Source organism: Bradyrhizobium sp. BR 1433, assembly GCF_051547665.1.
In the GTDB taxonomy this organism is placed as follows: Bacteria; Pseudomonadota; Alphaproteobacteria; order Rhizobiales; family Xanthobacteraceae; genus Bradyrhizobium; species Bradyrhizobium australafricanum.
On record NZ_JBPUGG010000001.1, the window covers coordinates 6,725,185 to 6,739,542 of the forward strand.

The window sequence follows — 14,358 nt, forward strand, 5'->3', positions numbered from 1 at the left end:
ATGCTGGATATCACGCGTCAGACGGCCAATTTTGTAGCCGGCCTCAAGCTGTCCGATCTGTCCGGCCGCTGCCGCGAGGCGGCGCGGACCGGCATCATCGACTGCGTCGGCGTCATGATCGCTGGTGCCGCCGAGCAGCCGGTGCGGATCGTGTCGGCGATGGTGGCCGCGTCCACCCAGAACGACGGCGCGCCCGAGGTTCCGTCGGGCCGCAATCTCGCGGCGCCGGATGCTGCGCTCGTCAACGGCGTCGCGGCGCATGTGCTCGACTATGACGACGTGGCGCTGGCCGGACATCCGAGCACGGTGCTGGTGCCGGCCATCCTGGCCGAAGGCTGGTCGCTCAACTCCAGCGGCGCCGACGCGCTCGCCGCCTATGCCGCGGGCTACGAAGTCTGGGCGCAGGTCATTGCGCTGGAGCCCGGTCACCTCCATGAGCGCGGCTTTCACCCGACGGCCGTGATGGGCGCGCTCGCCACCGCGGCCGCCTGTGCGCGGCTGCGCAATCTCGACTCCACGAAGACCGCGCATGCCATCGCGATCGCCGCCTCGCTCGCCTCCGGACTGGTCGCCAATTTCGGCACCATGACCAAATCGCTGCATGCCGGCCGCACCGCTCAATCCGGCGTGCTTGCCGCGCGCCTCGCCGATCAGGGATTTACCGCATCGCTGGACGTGCTCGAGCACCAAACCGGCTTCCTGCGCGCCCATTCGCCATCGGGCACGCCGGATATCGAAAACGGGACGATCGATATAGGCCGCAACTGGCGGCTGGCCGATCTCGGCATCAATGTGAAGCGCTATCCGACCTGCTATGCGACCCATCGTTCGATCGACGCGATGATTGGCCTGGTGAATGCGCACAAGCTCAAACCCGACGACGTGAAGGAAATTCGGGTCCACACCGGCGTCACCCAAAGGCTGATGTTGCGCAACACCAATCCGCAGACCGGTCTCGAGGCCAAGTTCAGCATGGAATTCGCGATGACCGCCGCGCTGATCGCCGGCCGTGTCGGGCTGTCCGAGCTCACCGATGAGTTCGTCTCGCGGCCCGACGTCGGCGCTACCTTCGCCAAGGTCCGCTGCACGACGACGGACGAGATCATGCCGGGCGACCAGCCGTTCGCGCCGGCCGACCGCGTCAGCGTCGTGTTGACGTCGGGCGAAGTGCTTGAGCACGCGCCGGTGGTTCATGCCAAGGGTAGCTGGCAGCGCCCGCTTTTGCGCGACGAACTGCAGGATAAGTTCATGGACTGCGCGACCCGGGTGTTCAAGCAAGGCCAGGCCGCAGCACTGTTCGAGCAGCTCTGGAATATCGAGGACCTCGGGTCGATCCGTTCGCTGCGCCTGACCAACGATCGGGGCGACGCATGAGCGCGGCAATGCCTGGGAAGAGATCGACGCCGCGGATCTGGCACCAGTCGGTCAACGAGCTCGATCATCTCGAAGTCTACAAGCGCGCGCTCGAGGCCCATGCGGCGGAAATCCTTGGCGACGACGCCGAGGTCGTCGTCCACGGGCTTCCGTCCGGATCATACGCCGGCGCTTCGGCCACTGCGGTGCTCGGCAATGCATTCGCCTATCACCGCATTCTCAGCCGGGTGATCGACAATGCGATCGCGGCCGAGCGGCAGGGTTATGATGCCTTCGTGATCGGCTCGTTCAGCGAGCCGTTTCTGCGCGAGATCCGCTCCGCGGTGGATATTCCCGTCGCTTCGCTGACCGAGAGTGGTCTTCTGGTCGGCTGCTCGCTCGGCAGCTATGTGGCATTGATCTCCAATGCGCCGGCGGTGCAGTGGATGACGAAGGTGGCGGTCGACAAGCACAAGCTCGCCGCGCGTGTGCTGGAGGTCGCGGCGATGGATCCGCCGCTCGACGAGCCGCAGCTGGCGCGTGCTTACGCCGACCCGGCTCCGGTCATCGCAAATTTCACCGCCGCGGCCGAGCGCCTGGTGGCGCGCGGCGCTGACGTCATCATTCCGGCGGAAGGCGTGCTGGCGGAACTCTTGGTTCGTCACGGCGTCTACCGCATCGCCGGTGCTCCTGTGATGGACGTGTTTGCCGTTACCTGGGCCTACGCGCTGATGCAGATCAGGCTCTGGTCGAAGGCGCAACTTGGCGTGGGCCGGAGCTGGCACCACAGGCGCGACGATGCAGCGATCGTTGCAAGATTTTGGCAAGGGGACGCACAATGAGCACTTCACCCTCAACGCAAGTCGCAGGAGTCTATCACCGCAGGCTTGGCGACGCGCTGGTCACCGGCCTCAGCGACGGTTACGTCGACATGGGATACACGATCTTTCGCAATATCCCCGAGGAGGAAACCAAGGCCATTCTGGCGCGCGATCATCGCACCTCGCCGCCGCGCATCTCGGTCAACGCCTTTGCCGTGCGCATGGACAACCGGACCTACCTGATCGACTGCGGATCAGCGGATCTGATGGGGCCGACCTGCGGTCGCCTGCCGGCAAATCTCGCTGCCGCCGGCATCGATCCGGCCTCGGTCGACGCGGTGCTGCTGACCCATGTCCATCCCGACCATTCCAACGGGCTGACAGATGCCGCAACCGGAACGCGGCTGTTTCCCAATGCGGAAGTCATCGTCCATGAGAACGAGATCAATCACTGGTTCAACGACGAGGCGATGGCCAAGGCGGCCGAGCGGCCCCGGCGCCGCTATTTCGAGGCCGGCCGCACCCAGCTGAAGCCCTATATGGCTGCCGATCGCGTCAAGACATTCCGGAAGGGCGAGGTGCTCCCGGGCGTCACGGCGATCCCGATCCACGGTCATACCCCCGGCCACGCCGCCTATGTCGTATCGTGCGGCGGCGAATCAATGGTGGTTTGGGGTGACACGGTCCATGTGCCGGAGATCCAGGTTGCACGTCCGGAAGTGACGATGGAATTCGATACCGACCCCGAGGCTGCCGCAGCCGCTCGTCAGATGATGTTCGACATGGTGGTCACTGACGACATGCTGGTCGGCGGTATGCATCTGCATTTCCCCGGGTTCGGACATATGCGGCGTGAGGCAGGCCGGTACAGCCTGGTGGCAGAGCAGTGGGCGTTCGAAGTATGAGCCGCGATATCATCGAAGCCGACGCCATCTGATCGTTTCCGGAACAAGGACGGGAGGCCAGGCCGTTTGGATCACGGTGGAGAAATGCACAAATCATTTGCCTTCGGCCGGCTGATAGCACCTGCGGCCGAATTGGCTTCCGCGTATTGTGCAGGGGATTGAGATCTCAGCCCCGGTGATGGTGATGGCAGAACAGCAAACGGCAGGTCGCGGAAGCAAATTGACGATCCGCGACGTGGCGACCGCAGCGGGCGTATCGACCGGCACGGTGTCGCGGGTGCTCAATGCCAATGCCACCGTCCATCCCGACATCCGCCGGAAGGTCCAGCGCGCAATCGATGATCTGGGCTATACGCCGAACGCGGTGGCGCAGAGCATGCGCATCCGGTCGACCCACACGATCGGCTGCATCTTGCGTGAGATCAACATTCCGCAACTCGCCGGCTTCGTCAAAGCCGCGCACGACGTGCTGGACGAGGTCGGCTTCTCGCTGCTCATCTCCAACTCGGAAGGCCGCAAGGAGCGTGAGCGGGAGCTGCTCAGCCGGCTGTCGCGGCGGCAGGCCGACGGCGTGATGATGGGGCCGTACACGCCGGTCGCCGGTGAGTTCGAGGCCTTCCTGCGCGATCTCGATATTCCGATCGTGCTGATCGATCGTGATCAGCCGGATTGGACTGATGCCGTTATGGCCGATCACGCCGAAGGGATGCGTGTCGCGGTCAGTCATTTGCTCGATCTTGGTCATCGGCGGGTGGCGCTGATCACCGGCGACGCCGGGCTCTATCCGGCGCGCGAACGCGTTCGCGGCTATCAGGAGGCTTTTGCCGCGCGAAATCTCGAGCCCGATCCCTCGCTCGTTCACGCCGGGAGCTTCCTGCCCGGCGCTGGATTTCGTATCACCTCGGCATTGCTCGGCCAGCGCAACCCTCCGACCGCGATCATTTCCGGCGGCATCGACATGTTGTCGGGCGTGCTGCGCGCGGTGCGCGGGCGAGGCCTGCGGATACCGGAGGACGTGTCGCTGATCGCGTCAGGCCATTCCGAGCTCGCCGAGCTCGTCTCGCCGGCCGTCGCCATCATCGGCTGGGATCAGGCGGAGGTCGGCCGGATTGCGGCTGGCATGCTGCTCGATCGCATCCGAAACGACGGTCCGCACGAGCCGCGGCGCGTGCTCGTGCCCAACGAGTTCATCCCGCGCGCCTCGCTGGGGCCCCCAAGACGTACCTGAAGACTTGCCGTCCATGGCACGACCGGACGGCCATAGCATGCAAGGAGATAGTTCCATGAGTGGCGAAATGATCAACGGCAATGAAGACGAGCGGCCGATGCTGTTCCAGCCACTCACGATTCGAGGCCTTACGCTGAAGAACCGCCTCGTCGTGCCGCCGATGGTCCATTACAGCTGCGAACCAGGAAATACCTGCGGAGCGTTTCATCTCGTACACCTTGGTCGCTATGCGCTCGGTGGATTTGGGCTCGTCTTCGTCGAAGTGACGGCGGTGGAGGAAGTCGGACTCACCAACGAAAACGATCTCGGCATCTGGAATGACGAGCAGGCCGAGAGCTTCAAGCCGCTGGTCGCCTTCATGAAGCGTCAGGGGACGGCGATCGGCATTCAGATCGGCCATGGCGGCCGCAAGTCGTCGGCACAGTCCGCCATGCAAGGCATGGGGCCGCTGACCGAAGAGAATCTGAAAGCCGGCGCCAGGATCTGGCAACCGGTCGGCCCGACCGCCGAACCGGTCGCCAAGGGCTGGCTAACGCCACGGCAATTGACCACCGCCGAGTGCAAGGCCATGGTCGACACTTGGGCAGCCGCTGCAAGGCGGGCGGTTGCCGCCGGGTTCGACACCATCGAGATCCACACCGCGCACGGCTATCTGCTGGCCTCGTTCCTGTCGCCGGTCTCCAACACACGTAATGACGAGTATGGCGGCGACCGCGCCGGGCGCATGCGTCTGCCGCTCGAGATCGTCGAGGCGGTGCGCCGCGAAATGCCGGCGGACATGCCGCTGTTCGTGCGCGTCTCGTCCGTCGACGGCACCGTCGAGGGCTGGAACATGGATGATACGGTCGCCTTCGCGCGCGAGCTGAAGGCGCGCGGCGTCGACGTCGTCGACTGTTCCTCCGGCGGAATCTCCGGCGCGGCTACGGCAGCGCAAGTGCCGCGCAGCCTCGGCTTCCAGGTTCCTTTCGCCGAGCGCGTGCGCAAGGAGGCGGATGTCACCACCATGGCCGTAGGCATCATTCTCGAGGCGCAGCAGGCCGAGGCCATCCTTCAAAAGGGCCAGGCCGACCTCATTGCCGTCGGGCGGCAGTCACAGTTCAATCCCAACATCGCCCACCACTGGGCGCACGATCTCGGCATCAACAGCCGTTTCGAAGATTGGTCGCCCGAGTTCGGCTGGTGGCTCGAGAAGCGGATCAAGACTCTCCAGGGCTTTGCCACGCCAACGGGCGTCGTTACGCGTCACTCCTGACCGGCGTCACACACACATCGCTCGCAGCCGGTGAACGGAACGCCGTCCGCGGCATCGCTGCTATCTTTGAAGATCCGCGGTACCGCGCGACGGGTATCACGTCGCGGGTCCGCGCAGCGCGTTTTCAGGTTCGCTGCTGAACTTGCGTCGAGTAGATATCGGCGAAGCGGTCGCGCAACAGGCTTCTTCTGCACCCTCCCCATCGTGTTGCGTGGAAGTAACTCGACAAAGACGATCGAACCGACTTCTTCGCTTTCAGCCGGATCCCGACAAGCGGCGGAATCATGTCGTGGAGGTCCGGATTTTTACGGACTGAGCGTTAACGCTATCGCACGAGCACCAAGGCGGGGGTCTTGTCAGGACGCGATTTGGCCAATTTAATCGAGAGATTGCAGTACGTTATTCTTATTGTAGAGCGCATTTCCGATGAAAGCCATCGAGCAGATTGTTGCCGGCTACGTTTCGTTGAAAGATCGCCAAGCCCTGGAAAAGCTGAGGCACCATCGTCAGCAACTGCTGGATGATGTTCAGATGCACACCATTCCAGGGTTCAAGCCGTCGATCGTGAGCGATATCCTCCGCGAGGAGATCGAGGTCATCGAAGGCGCGCTAGCGCGCGTAGATGAGGATCGACCATAGTCATGAGCAAAAACTTCGACGAGATCGAGACACTGAAACCAATGGCCTGCAGTGCCATCACCGATCCCAGTCTGAGGATGATATACGAAGCTATCCGCGGCGCGCTCGAGGCCGACGATGAATTCGAGGCAAGCGGCAAAGATCCCAAATTCCGAGTCCGGTCGACGGCCGAATGGAAGCGGCATGCCCGCGATCTTGAGGCGGAGATGTTGAAGCGAGGGCTCGAGTTCGACGTTATCGATTGGACGAATGGTCAGAGTGAGCGGCGAGAGAGCCGGTGAAGGCACTCGCTGTTCATGCGTAAACGCCGTTGCGATGGCACCAACGGACAAACGTGTAGATGGACCAGACCCGCGACCAGTACATGCCGGGCGCTCCGTCGAGAAAGGCTCGCCAAAGTCGCTCAACCGCGTCGGGATTCAGGCCGGTAGGCGCGATCGCCTGCGGATCGCGCATGGTTCGATCCATGGCGTCCCTCAATCCGCGGCGAATCCATCGGTCAAAGGGCATGACGAAGCCGGTCTTTGGGCGCTCGAAGAGCGCAGGATCGAGACCGCGCAATCCGATCCGCCGAAGCATATCTTTGCGCCCCAAGGGCTGATATCGCGCTTGGTCCGACAGGGCGTCGACGCTTTCAAACAACACGTGGTCGACCAGCGGAACGCGCTGCTCGAGCGAACTGGCCATGCTTGCTGCATCATTGTCGCGCAGGAGGCGTTCACCCAAAAAGAGACGTTGTTCCATCACGCTAATAGCGGAAACTGGGGTACGGCCTGCCGTTTCGGCCGTCAGCCGCCGGCGCATCGCGTCGGGAAGGCCTTCCACGAGCGCGCCCGCGAAATCCGGTGCAAGCAATTCACCCTGAAATCCAGGCAGGAAGAGCGCGTAGGCCATCTGGTATAACGCCAGCAGATCCTCGCTACGATCGACCATATCCGGAAGCTTCGCCCAGCGCGTTTGAGGCGGCACGGGATGCGAGGATCGTCGCAGGGGCCAAGTCAACAAAGCTGCAGCCCTGGCTTGCCATTTTCTGGGCAATGTGCGGCCCCGATGACACCACTGCTGCAAGATCGGAAGATCGCGGTACGTCGGATACCCGCCGAACAGCTCGTCGCCCCCGGTTCCCGACAGTGCGACGGTAAAGCCTGCTTCGCGAATGGCCCGGGAGATGAAATAGGCGTTCAGTCCATCGAAGGTTGGCTGGTCGAGACTATCGAGGGCGTCGTCCAGACTGTCGACGAACCGCTGCTCGGACAACACCACCTCATGATGCTGAGTGCCGATTGCCGCAGCGGTCTGCCTTGCGAACGGCGCTTCGTTGAACTGCTGGTCCTCGAACGCGAGCGTGAAAGTATGAACCGGGGCGTCAGCGGTCCGTTGCGCGAGATTTGCCATCGCGGAGGAATCGATGCCGCCCGACAGGAAAACGGCGAGCGGCACATCGCTGGCGAGGTGAAGCTTCATCCCTGCGTCGAGGATCGAGGCAAGCGTCGCTTCGTCCATTGTCGGTTTTGGCGACTTCTCCGGGAATGCGCCAGAAATCGCGCTCGCTTATTCTACGGCCTGTCCCGTCAAACTCGGCGTAGTGACCCGGCGCAAGAAGTTCAACGCCCTGAACGGCGGTGCAGGGGCCGACAACAAACCCGTTCCATACGTTGCTCGCAACCGCCTGCGGATCAAGACGCGGCGTTCCTAGCAAGCCTGAGGCCAGCAATGCACGCAATTCGGATGCAAATATCAGCGACCACGTCGTGTTCGGATTGCTGGACTGCGCGATATAGAGCGGCTTGATGCCGAGCTGGTCGCGCGCAAGCAGAAGTCGTCGCTGTTGCGGATCCCAGCTTGCGAATGCGAACATGCCGCGCAGCCATCCAACTGCCTCCAGGCCATGCAGCCCGAGCGCCCGCAGCATGACGGCGGTGTCGCCGCTGGACCGAAAAGACTGCCCTTCGCTCTCGAGGCGTTTGCGCAGGGCGACATAGTTGTAGATTTCGCCGTTGAACGAAATCACGTGCCCAGTTGTATCGTCCACCATCGGTTGAGCGCCGGCGGACGACAGATCAAGGATCGAGAGGCGGCGGTGATCAAGCATGACACCCCAGCCGCGGGCATCCGGCGTCGAAGCCCACGAGCCATGGCCGTCCGGCCCGCGATGGATCATGGCCTTGCTCATCCGAGCGAGCGCGGCCCGGTTGTTTTCGTCAAGCCGGCCGATGATACCCGAGATACCGCACATTCAATCGTCGCCTTCGCGGCTTGAGCTTGAGCTGGCCCGCACGAGGTAACGTTGCGGAGAACCTACCAAGACTGCTTCGGCAATGCTTTTACGTCGAAAATCCAAGCGGATAAATGGACACGCCGCCTTTCTATCATTGTTTCGTTAAGAGGAACGAGGCAACTATTAACGCAAGGCTTCGGCTTAAGCATTGAGTAAGCCGAGCTATGTGAATGTGGGCCCCAGCGAGCATCTCAGTACCTGTCGACGTCGGCAGGCAGGTTTGGATCGATGCACTCAGACCGCCTAAATATTCTCTTCGTGTCACAAATGCCTGCGAGCCCGCCGCGGATCGGCGCGCAGGCACGTATGCACGGTTTGATGACGGAATTGGCTCAGCGCCATGACCTGACGGCAGTCATGCTCGTGGATGACGAGCACGACATCGAGGAATGCCGAACTGCCATGCAGGCCTACTGCCGCAAGGTGGTGCTCGTGCGTAACCCGTTCGGTCGCGATGGGATGCCGAAGCGCCTGCTTCAACTCCGCTCCCTGGTATCGCCCCTCAGCTTCGAGCGTTTGCGAATCACGGCAGACGTCGTGCGTCAGACGCTGGATGACTTGCTTGGGTCGACGCGCTTCGACGTGGTTAATCTCGAGTTCACGTTCCTTGGTCACTACGAACTGCGCAAGGCGCCGGCAGGAGAGAAGCTTCCGGTATTGGTCGTGGATTCTCACAATATCGACTACGACCTTGCCCGCCAGTACGCCCAAAGCGGCGACAGCCTGTTTCGTCGCCTTTATTCCGAAGTCAATTGGCGCAAGCTTCGGAAGGAGGAGCTCGGGACCTATCGTGACGCGGATGGCGTCTATCTGTGCAGCGCTGCTGACGAACGACGGCTGCTTGAAGAAGTGCCGGAAGCCAGGACTACTGTCATTCCCAATGCCGCGGATATCGAGTTCTATCGCCCGCGTGCCGACGATCCGAAGCCCGACGGGCGCACTGTCGTGTTCTTTGGCCTTTTGTCATATGCACCGAATGTCGACGGTGTCATCCACTTCATCAATGATATATGGCCGCGCATCGCGGCCAGCCATCCGGATGCGCGTTGCAAGATCATTGGCGGGTCGCCGCCCTCCGCCCTGTTGGCGCTGGCGGGTCCGCGAATCGAGTTCACCGGCTTCGTGCCGGATCTGAGGCCGCATCTTGCCGAGGCGGCGGTCGTCGCCGTCCCTCTGCGATTGGGAGGCGGGACACGGCTCAAGATTGTCGAGGCTATGGCGATGGGCAAGGCAATCGTCTCGACGACCCTGGGCGCCGAGGGGATCGAGGCCGTGCCGGATCGTGACATCATGATCGCGGACGATGTCGAGAGCTTTGCCGCCCGTGTCAGCGGCTTACTGGGCTATGCCGATCGCGCTGCGGATCTCGGACGTTCCGCGAGGCATTTGGCCGAAAGCAAGTATGCCTGGAGTTCAGCAGCTCGCGCTCTCGAGGGCTTTTACCGTACGAGGCTTGCCATCAGTTGCGGTACGGATGGGAAGGCGCCAACGCTTCGCCAGCAGCAACGGCGCGCCGAGCGTTGAAGAACCGCTTCAGGTCCAGGAAACGCTTTTCGACGAATTCATAGCTCAGATAAGCGATCAGCAGCGAGACGAGTGCTCCCGCTGTCGCCTGTATTGCCACGGCTGCGCTGTGAGAGCCGAGCCATTCGCCGAGTGCCAGTTCGGTTCGGTGAGTCACGAGATAGTACGATATAAAGTGATGGTAGACGTACAGGCCGTAGCTATAGGTCCCGAGAAACATCAGCGGTCGGCTGCAGAAAAGGCGCGATACCAAGGAACGCTTTGGCGCAACGAGCACCCAGATGAGGAGACAAGCCAACAGCACGGTGATGATGGAAGACCGAACCGGAAGGACGAAAGCGTTACCTTGGTCGGTCACCAGGCGCGTCCAGATGAAAGTCAGGGACAGCAAGCCAAATGCAGTGGACGCAACGTATGGAAGGGCGCCTACAAGTCGCTGAAGTCCGCCCGGTTGTCGGACCACCACGGCGAGAAAGGCGCCAAGGGCCAGACCGTCCAGGCGAAACGGTGTCAACACATACGTTGTCCACCAGCTAAGTCCGGCCAAGGAGCCGCCCAAGCGAGCCAGCATTGCAACAACGGATAGGCCGAGGCTGACCGCAATCAACTTTCTCGGTTGCTCCGCGACCAGATATACGACGAGCGGCCAGAAGAAATAGAAATGCTCCTCGATGCAAAGCGACCAGAGATGCTCCAGATACGAGAATGACCAGTCACCGTTCCATGCGATGTAGACGTTGACTCCGTACAGCCAGGCCCAGGTCTGACGATCTATCAGATAGTCGAGGGTCGGACCACGCAGCGGGCTCAAAAGCGGAGCGACGAAGAAGACAAGCGCAAGCACGCCATAATAGAGCGGAAAAATGCGCAGCACGCGCCGTATATAGAAATTGCGAAAGAAGTTCGGCTCCTCCCTTGAATCATAGAGGATGCCCGTGATGAGAAAGCCGGACAGGACGAAGAACAACTCGACGCCGTAGGAGCCGTAGTTGGTGATTCCGACGACGATCTTCTCGACAGCGTTGGTGGGCAACGTATTGCCGACGAAGTGCAGCAGCATCACCATGACGATGGCAAGTCCCCGCACGCCGTCGAGCGCAGGAATGTGTCCGTGAAGGCGGGGCCACCGGTCGCGGACTGTTGCCTCGGCGGATTCGGTTGCCGGCAGCATACCTGCCGCGCGAGCCGATTCCGCCAGGCCAATTGTCGTCATCGGGACGACGTAACGATGGTTGTCGCGCCAGAGATGCTGCCGTTGGCGAGTCCCTTCAGCGTGTAGGCATCGATCCCGGCGACGATTGGATCGCTCACTGTGCCGATGATCATCCGCAGGTAAGTCATGAACTTTGTCGCTTCGACAGAATTTGCGTTGGACGCGAAGATGACATCTTTATTCCGCATCTCGAATTCTGTCGCGATGAAGTAGCCGCCGGGATCTCTCAAATCGAGAATATAGATAACGGGGACAAGGGGTCCGCTATAGCGAGTGCAGTCGACGCCGAGCTGCTTGGCAACTTCGCGGGGCTCCCCGCGGTAAATAAACACGGACCCAGGGTCGGCGTGATCATCCTTGAGGCCGCCCGCTTTCGCCATGGCCTCGGCCAGTGTCAGGCGCCAGGCTCCAAACGAGAACTGCCCCTGTTGCCCGGAAGCGCCCATCGCGAGGAAGGTTTGCGGCTGCGTGAATACGTAGACCGTATCTTGGGGGCGAACGAAGATGTTGTTTGCCGGTTGGCTGAGCAGCGATCCGAACGGTGCGGTACCCTGCCGGCCGTCGCGTTCGAGGGTCACCCAGGTATCGAAGCCGGGATTCTCTGGGGCCGCCCGCGCGTGTGATGATGTCGAGCAGCCGCTCGCCGCTGGCGCTTGCGGGCAAGCGTGCAGGCGTTCCGACCTCGCCCAATACGCTGATGGACGTTGCCTTCTGATCCACCAGCGCAACCACTGCCTGTGGTTCGATCGCACGGTCCTGCAGGGACTTCACGATCGCATTCTGGACTTCCTCCGGGGTCCGGCCCGCAGCGCGGATCGAGCCACCATACGGAACCGTGATGTTGCCTTTGTAATTCACGGCCTGATTGGGCAACGTGACATAGTTTCCCTGACGCGTGCCGGCTTCGGTCGGAGTAAACAGGCCACCGGCCATCGATTCAAACAGCGTGACGCTGACCGTGTCGCCGATGCCAAAACGAATCTCGGGAGGGCCGCGGCGATCCGTGACAACACGGTCGATCCGCCTGGAGTTGCGCACCAGGACCCTCTCGGTGTCAGCCGTCAGGCGCACCAGAGCATAGTGCACGCTTTCAGGGTCGGTCTGCCCCGCGCGGACATAGGAGCTTGCCGGTCCCGAGGTCGGCATGGTCGAGCAGCCAGCGAGCGCGATTGTCGCTGTGATGGCCAGGGCGCCCAATAGGCGGCTACCACTGAGACGCGAGGAATTGCCAGCCGAATGCGCCGGCGCCACTTCGCGAGTGGTCAGGCACGGCGTTTGTTGACTACTCTTGCCTGCACTTCTCGGCACGACATTGGACCCTGGTTAACGAAGATTAACGAACGGAGTCTTGGTAAACGCCGGTCTCTTCTTCGCGCTTGTTTGCGCGCCGCTTGCGGTCGTCGCCGTCCGGCATCGACCGCCGTATTGCCGGACAGAGGCTCGGAAGAAATTTGCGCGAGTAAACATGTACTTACGCGGCATCCACAATTTCCCGGAATATCAATCGACCAAGCGAAACAGCCCGCCCTGTGCGCCACGCTAGGGGACAAGCGTTAACGAAGCGTTCACTATAAAAATTCAGGAAAGATTGACTTATCGTTGGTGTTCGGAGCCGTGTCTGAGTACGTGTTGGCGCCAGCGCCATTGAGAGGCTGATCGTATCGCTGCGCGGCCCCACGATCGGGCAAGGCAGGCGATTAACGATCAGCGTGCTGCCTTGGCGACTGGAGTTGACGGGCACCGAGCATGCACGAAGCCGTATTGCGTTCTCAGCGACCAGGCTTGGCGGCCCCGTCCGGTCGGGTAATCGATAGATACGCAATCATCCCGCTGCTGGCTTGTGTCTACGCCACGATTGCTTTTCCCCTGATCCTCGTGACCTGTAGTCCGACGGACTCGGCTTGTCTTTTGGAAGCTCGACCAGAGAGCAAAATCTTTTGGCCGATCCTGTCCGCAGCCGCGCTCGTCGTTGCGCTGCGCAATCGGTCGCGACTCCGCTTTCCGCCGATCCTGATCATACTGTTTGCCTATCTTGCACTGGCGGGGGCGAGCGTTGCCTGGGCATTCAAGCCGGAGGCTTCGGGGATCAGGTTTGCGCAGCAGGCCATGATCATTGCCTCGATCGCGCTCCCGGCGATCGTTGCAACTCGATCGACCGACCTGCTGCGCGGCTTGTTCTGGTGCTTCTTTATCGCTGCCGTGCTCAACATGCTGTTCGTCATGGGCAGGCCGCCGATCGACGTGAAGTTCGCCACGTGGGGCTACCCCGGCTATTTCTCGGGCAAGAACTATCTAGGCGAATGCGCTGCCGTTGCATTCCTGCTTGCGCTCCATGAACTGCTTCATCCCGGACGGCGACGGATTCTCGGCATCGTTACCGCGCTGATGTCTGTTGCGCTGCTGCTGCTGAGCAATTCAAAGACGGCGCTTGCTCTTGCGGCGCTTGTCCCTGCGTTCGCCTGGGCCTTGCTCAAGCTTTCCAGGGCTATCCGCGTTCCGGTGTGGGTGATTGTCGTATCGATACCGATTTGCTGGATGGCTTTTTCGTTCGTCACCGGCTTCAGCATGAATCGCGTGTCGTACATGCTGTACGGCGATTCGACTTTCACAGGCCGTACCATCATTTGGGATTTTGCAAACATGCAAATCGCAAAGAAGCCGCTGCTGGGCTGGGGTTATCAGTCGTTCTGGCTGGTTGGACCCGACGCGCCGAGCATCGTGGAAGCGCCGGGCTGGGTCAAGGAGATGCCCAACGCCCACAATGGGTATGAAGACACGTTGCTCGAACTTGGCTATGCGGGATTTTTCCTGCTTGTCGCGTTCATCCTTGCGACGATACACGGCATTGGTCGCCTGGCGCGTTTTGATCTTTCGCGGGCATGGATCCTGCTGTCGATTGTTCTCTACGTTGCTATTACCAACGGTCTCGAGAGCACGTGGATGCGCGGCTTCGAAATGCTGTGGGTCGTGTTCGTTATAGCCGCGGTTGAAGCTGCCAGATATTGGGGGCAGGCGCGTCCCGCGGCCAGCTTGCGGATAGCCAGGCGTCCAGCAATGCGGCGCACCCACGGATCGCGGTTCAGGCCGCCGTCCACTCCCGTCAACGTCGTGAGGTCACGCTAGCAGGCGCGAAGCCGGTCGGTTC

At 61.6% G+C, this 14,358-nt stretch carries 13 protein-coding genes and 1 pseudogene; 9 read left to right on the forward strand and 5 right to left on the reverse strand.

Annotated features, from left to right (window positions below; translation table 11 throughout):
• The 7 genes from ACSKB9_RS32370 (at nt 1) to ACSKB9_RS32400 (ending at nt 6,479) form a co-directional block, all read left to right on the forward strand.
• Nucleotides 1-1,374 carry an MmgE/PrpD family protein gene (locus ACSKB9_RS32370; protein WP_438078217.1) on the forward strand — a complete coding sequence of 458 codons (1,374 nt, stop codon included), beginning with the start codon at nt 1-3 and terminating at the stop codon, nt 1,372-1,374.
• Between the two features lie 8 nt (nt 1,375-1,382).
• Nucleotides 1,383-2,195, forward strand: coding sequence for an aspartate/glutamate racemase family protein (locus ACSKB9_RS32375; RefSeq protein ID WP_438078219.1), 813 nt, complete (start codon nt 1,383-1,385; stop codon nt 2,193-2,195).
• Nucleotides 2,192-3,079: an MBL fold metallo-hydrolase gene (locus ACSKB9_RS32380; protein WP_438078221.1), complete on the forward strand. Its 888-nt coding sequence runs from the start codon at nt 2,192-2,194 to the stop codon at nt 3,077-3,079. Before ACSKB9_RS32375 ends, ACSKB9_RS32380 begins: the two co-directional genes overlap by 4 nt.
• A gap of 220 nt (nt 3,080-3,299) precedes the next feature.
• Nucleotides 3,300-4,307, forward strand: coding sequence for a LacI family DNA-binding transcriptional regulator (locus ACSKB9_RS32385; protein ID WP_225158765.1), 1,008 nt, complete (start codon nt 3,300-3,302; stop codon nt 4,305-4,307).
• A gap of 55 nt (nt 4,308-4,362) precedes the next feature.
• Complete coding sequence (locus ACSKB9_RS32390; RefSeq protein WP_438078223.1) at nt 4,363-5,559, forward strand: NADH:flavin oxidoreductase/NADH oxidase; 1,197 nt, start codon at nt 4,363-4,365, stop codon at nt 5,557-5,559.
• A 426-nt stretch (nt 5,560-5,985) separates the two neighbouring features.
• On the forward strand, nt 5,986-6,198 hold the full coding sequence (locus ACSKB9_RS32395; protein WP_028333410.1) for a hypothetical protein: 213 nt from the start codon (nt 5,986-5,988) through the stop codon (nt 6,196-6,198).
• Between the two features lie 2 nt (nt 6,199-6,200).
• Entirely contained in the window at nt 6,201-6,479 is a 279-nt protein-coding gene (locus ACSKB9_RS32400; protein WP_253606956.1) for a hypothetical protein, read from the forward strand.
• 13 nt (nt 6,480-6,492) lie between these two features.
• Here ACSKB9_RS32400 and ACSKB9_RS32405 read toward each other — a convergent pair whose 3' ends face one another.
• Nucleotides 6,493-7,662: an asparagine synthetase B family protein gene (locus ACSKB9_RS32405; RefSeq protein WP_438080498.1), complete on the reverse strand. Its 1,170-nt coding sequence runs from the start codon at nt 7,660-7,662 to the stop codon at nt 6,493-6,495.
• Nucleotides 7,565-8,434 carry an asparagine synthetase B family protein gene (locus ACSKB9_RS32410; RefSeq protein ID WP_438078226.1) on the reverse strand — a complete coding sequence of 290 codons (870 nt, stop codon included), beginning with the start codon at nt 8,432-8,434 and terminating at the stop codon, nt 7,565-7,567. The genes ACSKB9_RS32405 and ACSKB9_RS32410 overlap by 98 nt, the downstream gene beginning before the upstream one ends.
• A 270-nt stretch (nt 8,435-8,704) precedes the next feature.
• Between ACSKB9_RS32410 and ACSKB9_RS32415 the strand changes: the two genes are divergently transcribed.
• The gene (locus tag ACSKB9_RS32415) at nt 8,705-10,000 is read left to right on the forward strand and encodes a glycosyltransferase family 4 protein (RefSeq protein WP_438078228.1); all 1,296 of its coding nucleotides are present in this window, start codon (nt 8,705-8,707) and stop codon (nt 9,998-10,000) included.
• Here ACSKB9_RS32415 and ACSKB9_RS32420 read toward each other — a convergent pair.
• From ACSKB9_RS32420 to ACSKB9_RS32430, 3 genes and pseudogenes are all read right to left on the reverse strand, one after another.
• Entirely contained in the window at nt 9,936-11,213 is a 1,278-nt protein-coding gene (locus ACSKB9_RS32420; protein WP_438078230.1) for an acyltransferase family protein, read from the reverse strand. The genes ACSKB9_RS32415 and ACSKB9_RS32420 overlap by 65 nt on opposite strands.
• Nucleotides 11,210-11,791, reverse strand: a complete 582-nt coding sequence (locus ACSKB9_RS32425; protein ID WP_438078232.1) for a polysaccharide export protein — start codon at nt 11,789-11,791, stop codon at nt 11,210-11,212. The genes ACSKB9_RS32420 and ACSKB9_RS32425 overlap by 4 nt, the downstream gene beginning before the upstream one ends.
• 202 nt (nt 11,792-11,993) lie before the next feature.
• Nucleotides 11,994-12,359, reverse strand: a pseudogene (locus tag ACSKB9_RS32430) (polysaccharide biosynthesis/export family protein); the annotation flags it as partial.
• A gap of 600 nt (nt 12,360-12,959) precedes the next feature.
• Here ACSKB9_RS32430 and ACSKB9_RS32435 point away from each other — a divergent pair.
• Nucleotides 12,960-14,336, forward strand: coding sequence for an O-antigen ligase family protein (locus ACSKB9_RS32435; RefSeq protein WP_438078234.1), 1,377 nt, complete (start codon nt 12,960-12,962; stop codon nt 14,334-14,336).
• Nucleotides 14,337-14,358: the final 22 nt, after the last annotated feature.

What these genes read in the sequence shown, in the direction of transcription:
- ACSKB9_RS32370 (WP_438078217.1), top strand. Translation starts at nt 1, where the DNA reads ATGCTGGATATCACGCGTCAGACGGCCAATTTTGTAGCCGGCCTCAAG.
- ACSKB9_RS32375 (WP_438078219.1), top strand. Translation starts at nt 1,383, where the DNA reads ATGCCTGGGAAGAGATCGACGCCGCGGATCTGGCACCAGTCGGTCAAC.
- ACSKB9_RS32380 (WP_438078221.1), top strand. Translation starts at nt 2,192, where the DNA reads ATGAGCACTTCACCCTCAACGCAAGTCGCAGGAGTCTATCACCGCAGG.
- ACSKB9_RS32390 (WP_438078223.1), top strand. Translation starts at nt 4,363, where the DNA reads ATGAGTGGCGAAATGATCAACGGCAATGAAGACGAGCGGCCGATGCTG.
- ACSKB9_RS32395 (WP_028333410.1), top strand. Translation starts at nt 5,986, where the DNA reads ATGAAAGCCATCGAGCAGATTGTTGCCGGCTACGTTTCGTTGAAAGAT.
- ACSKB9_RS32400 (WP_253606956.1), top strand. Translation starts at nt 6,201, where the DNA reads ATGAGCAAAAACTTCGACGAGATCGAGACACTGAAACCAATGGCCTGC.
- ACSKB9_RS32405 (WP_438080498.1), bottom strand. Translation starts at nt 7,662, where the DNA reads ATGAAGCTTCACCTCGCCAGCGATGTGCCGCTCGCCGTTTTCCTGTCG.
- ACSKB9_RS32410 (WP_438078226.1), bottom strand. Translation starts at nt 8,434, where the DNA reads ATGTGCGGTATCTCGGGTATCATCGGCCGGCTTGACGAAAACAACCGG.
- ACSKB9_RS32415 (WP_438078228.1), top strand. Translation starts at nt 8,705, where the DNA reads ATGCACTCAGACCGCCTAAATATTCTCTTCGTGTCACAAATGCCTGCG.
- ACSKB9_RS32420 (WP_438078230.1), bottom strand. Translation starts at nt 11,213, where the DNA reads ATGACGACAATTGGCCTGGCGGAATCGGCTCGCGCGGCAGGTATGCTG.
- ACSKB9_RS32435 (WP_438078234.1), top strand. Translation starts at nt 12,960, where the DNA reads ATGCACGAAGCCGTATTGCGTTCTCAGCGACCAGGCTTGGCGGCCCCG.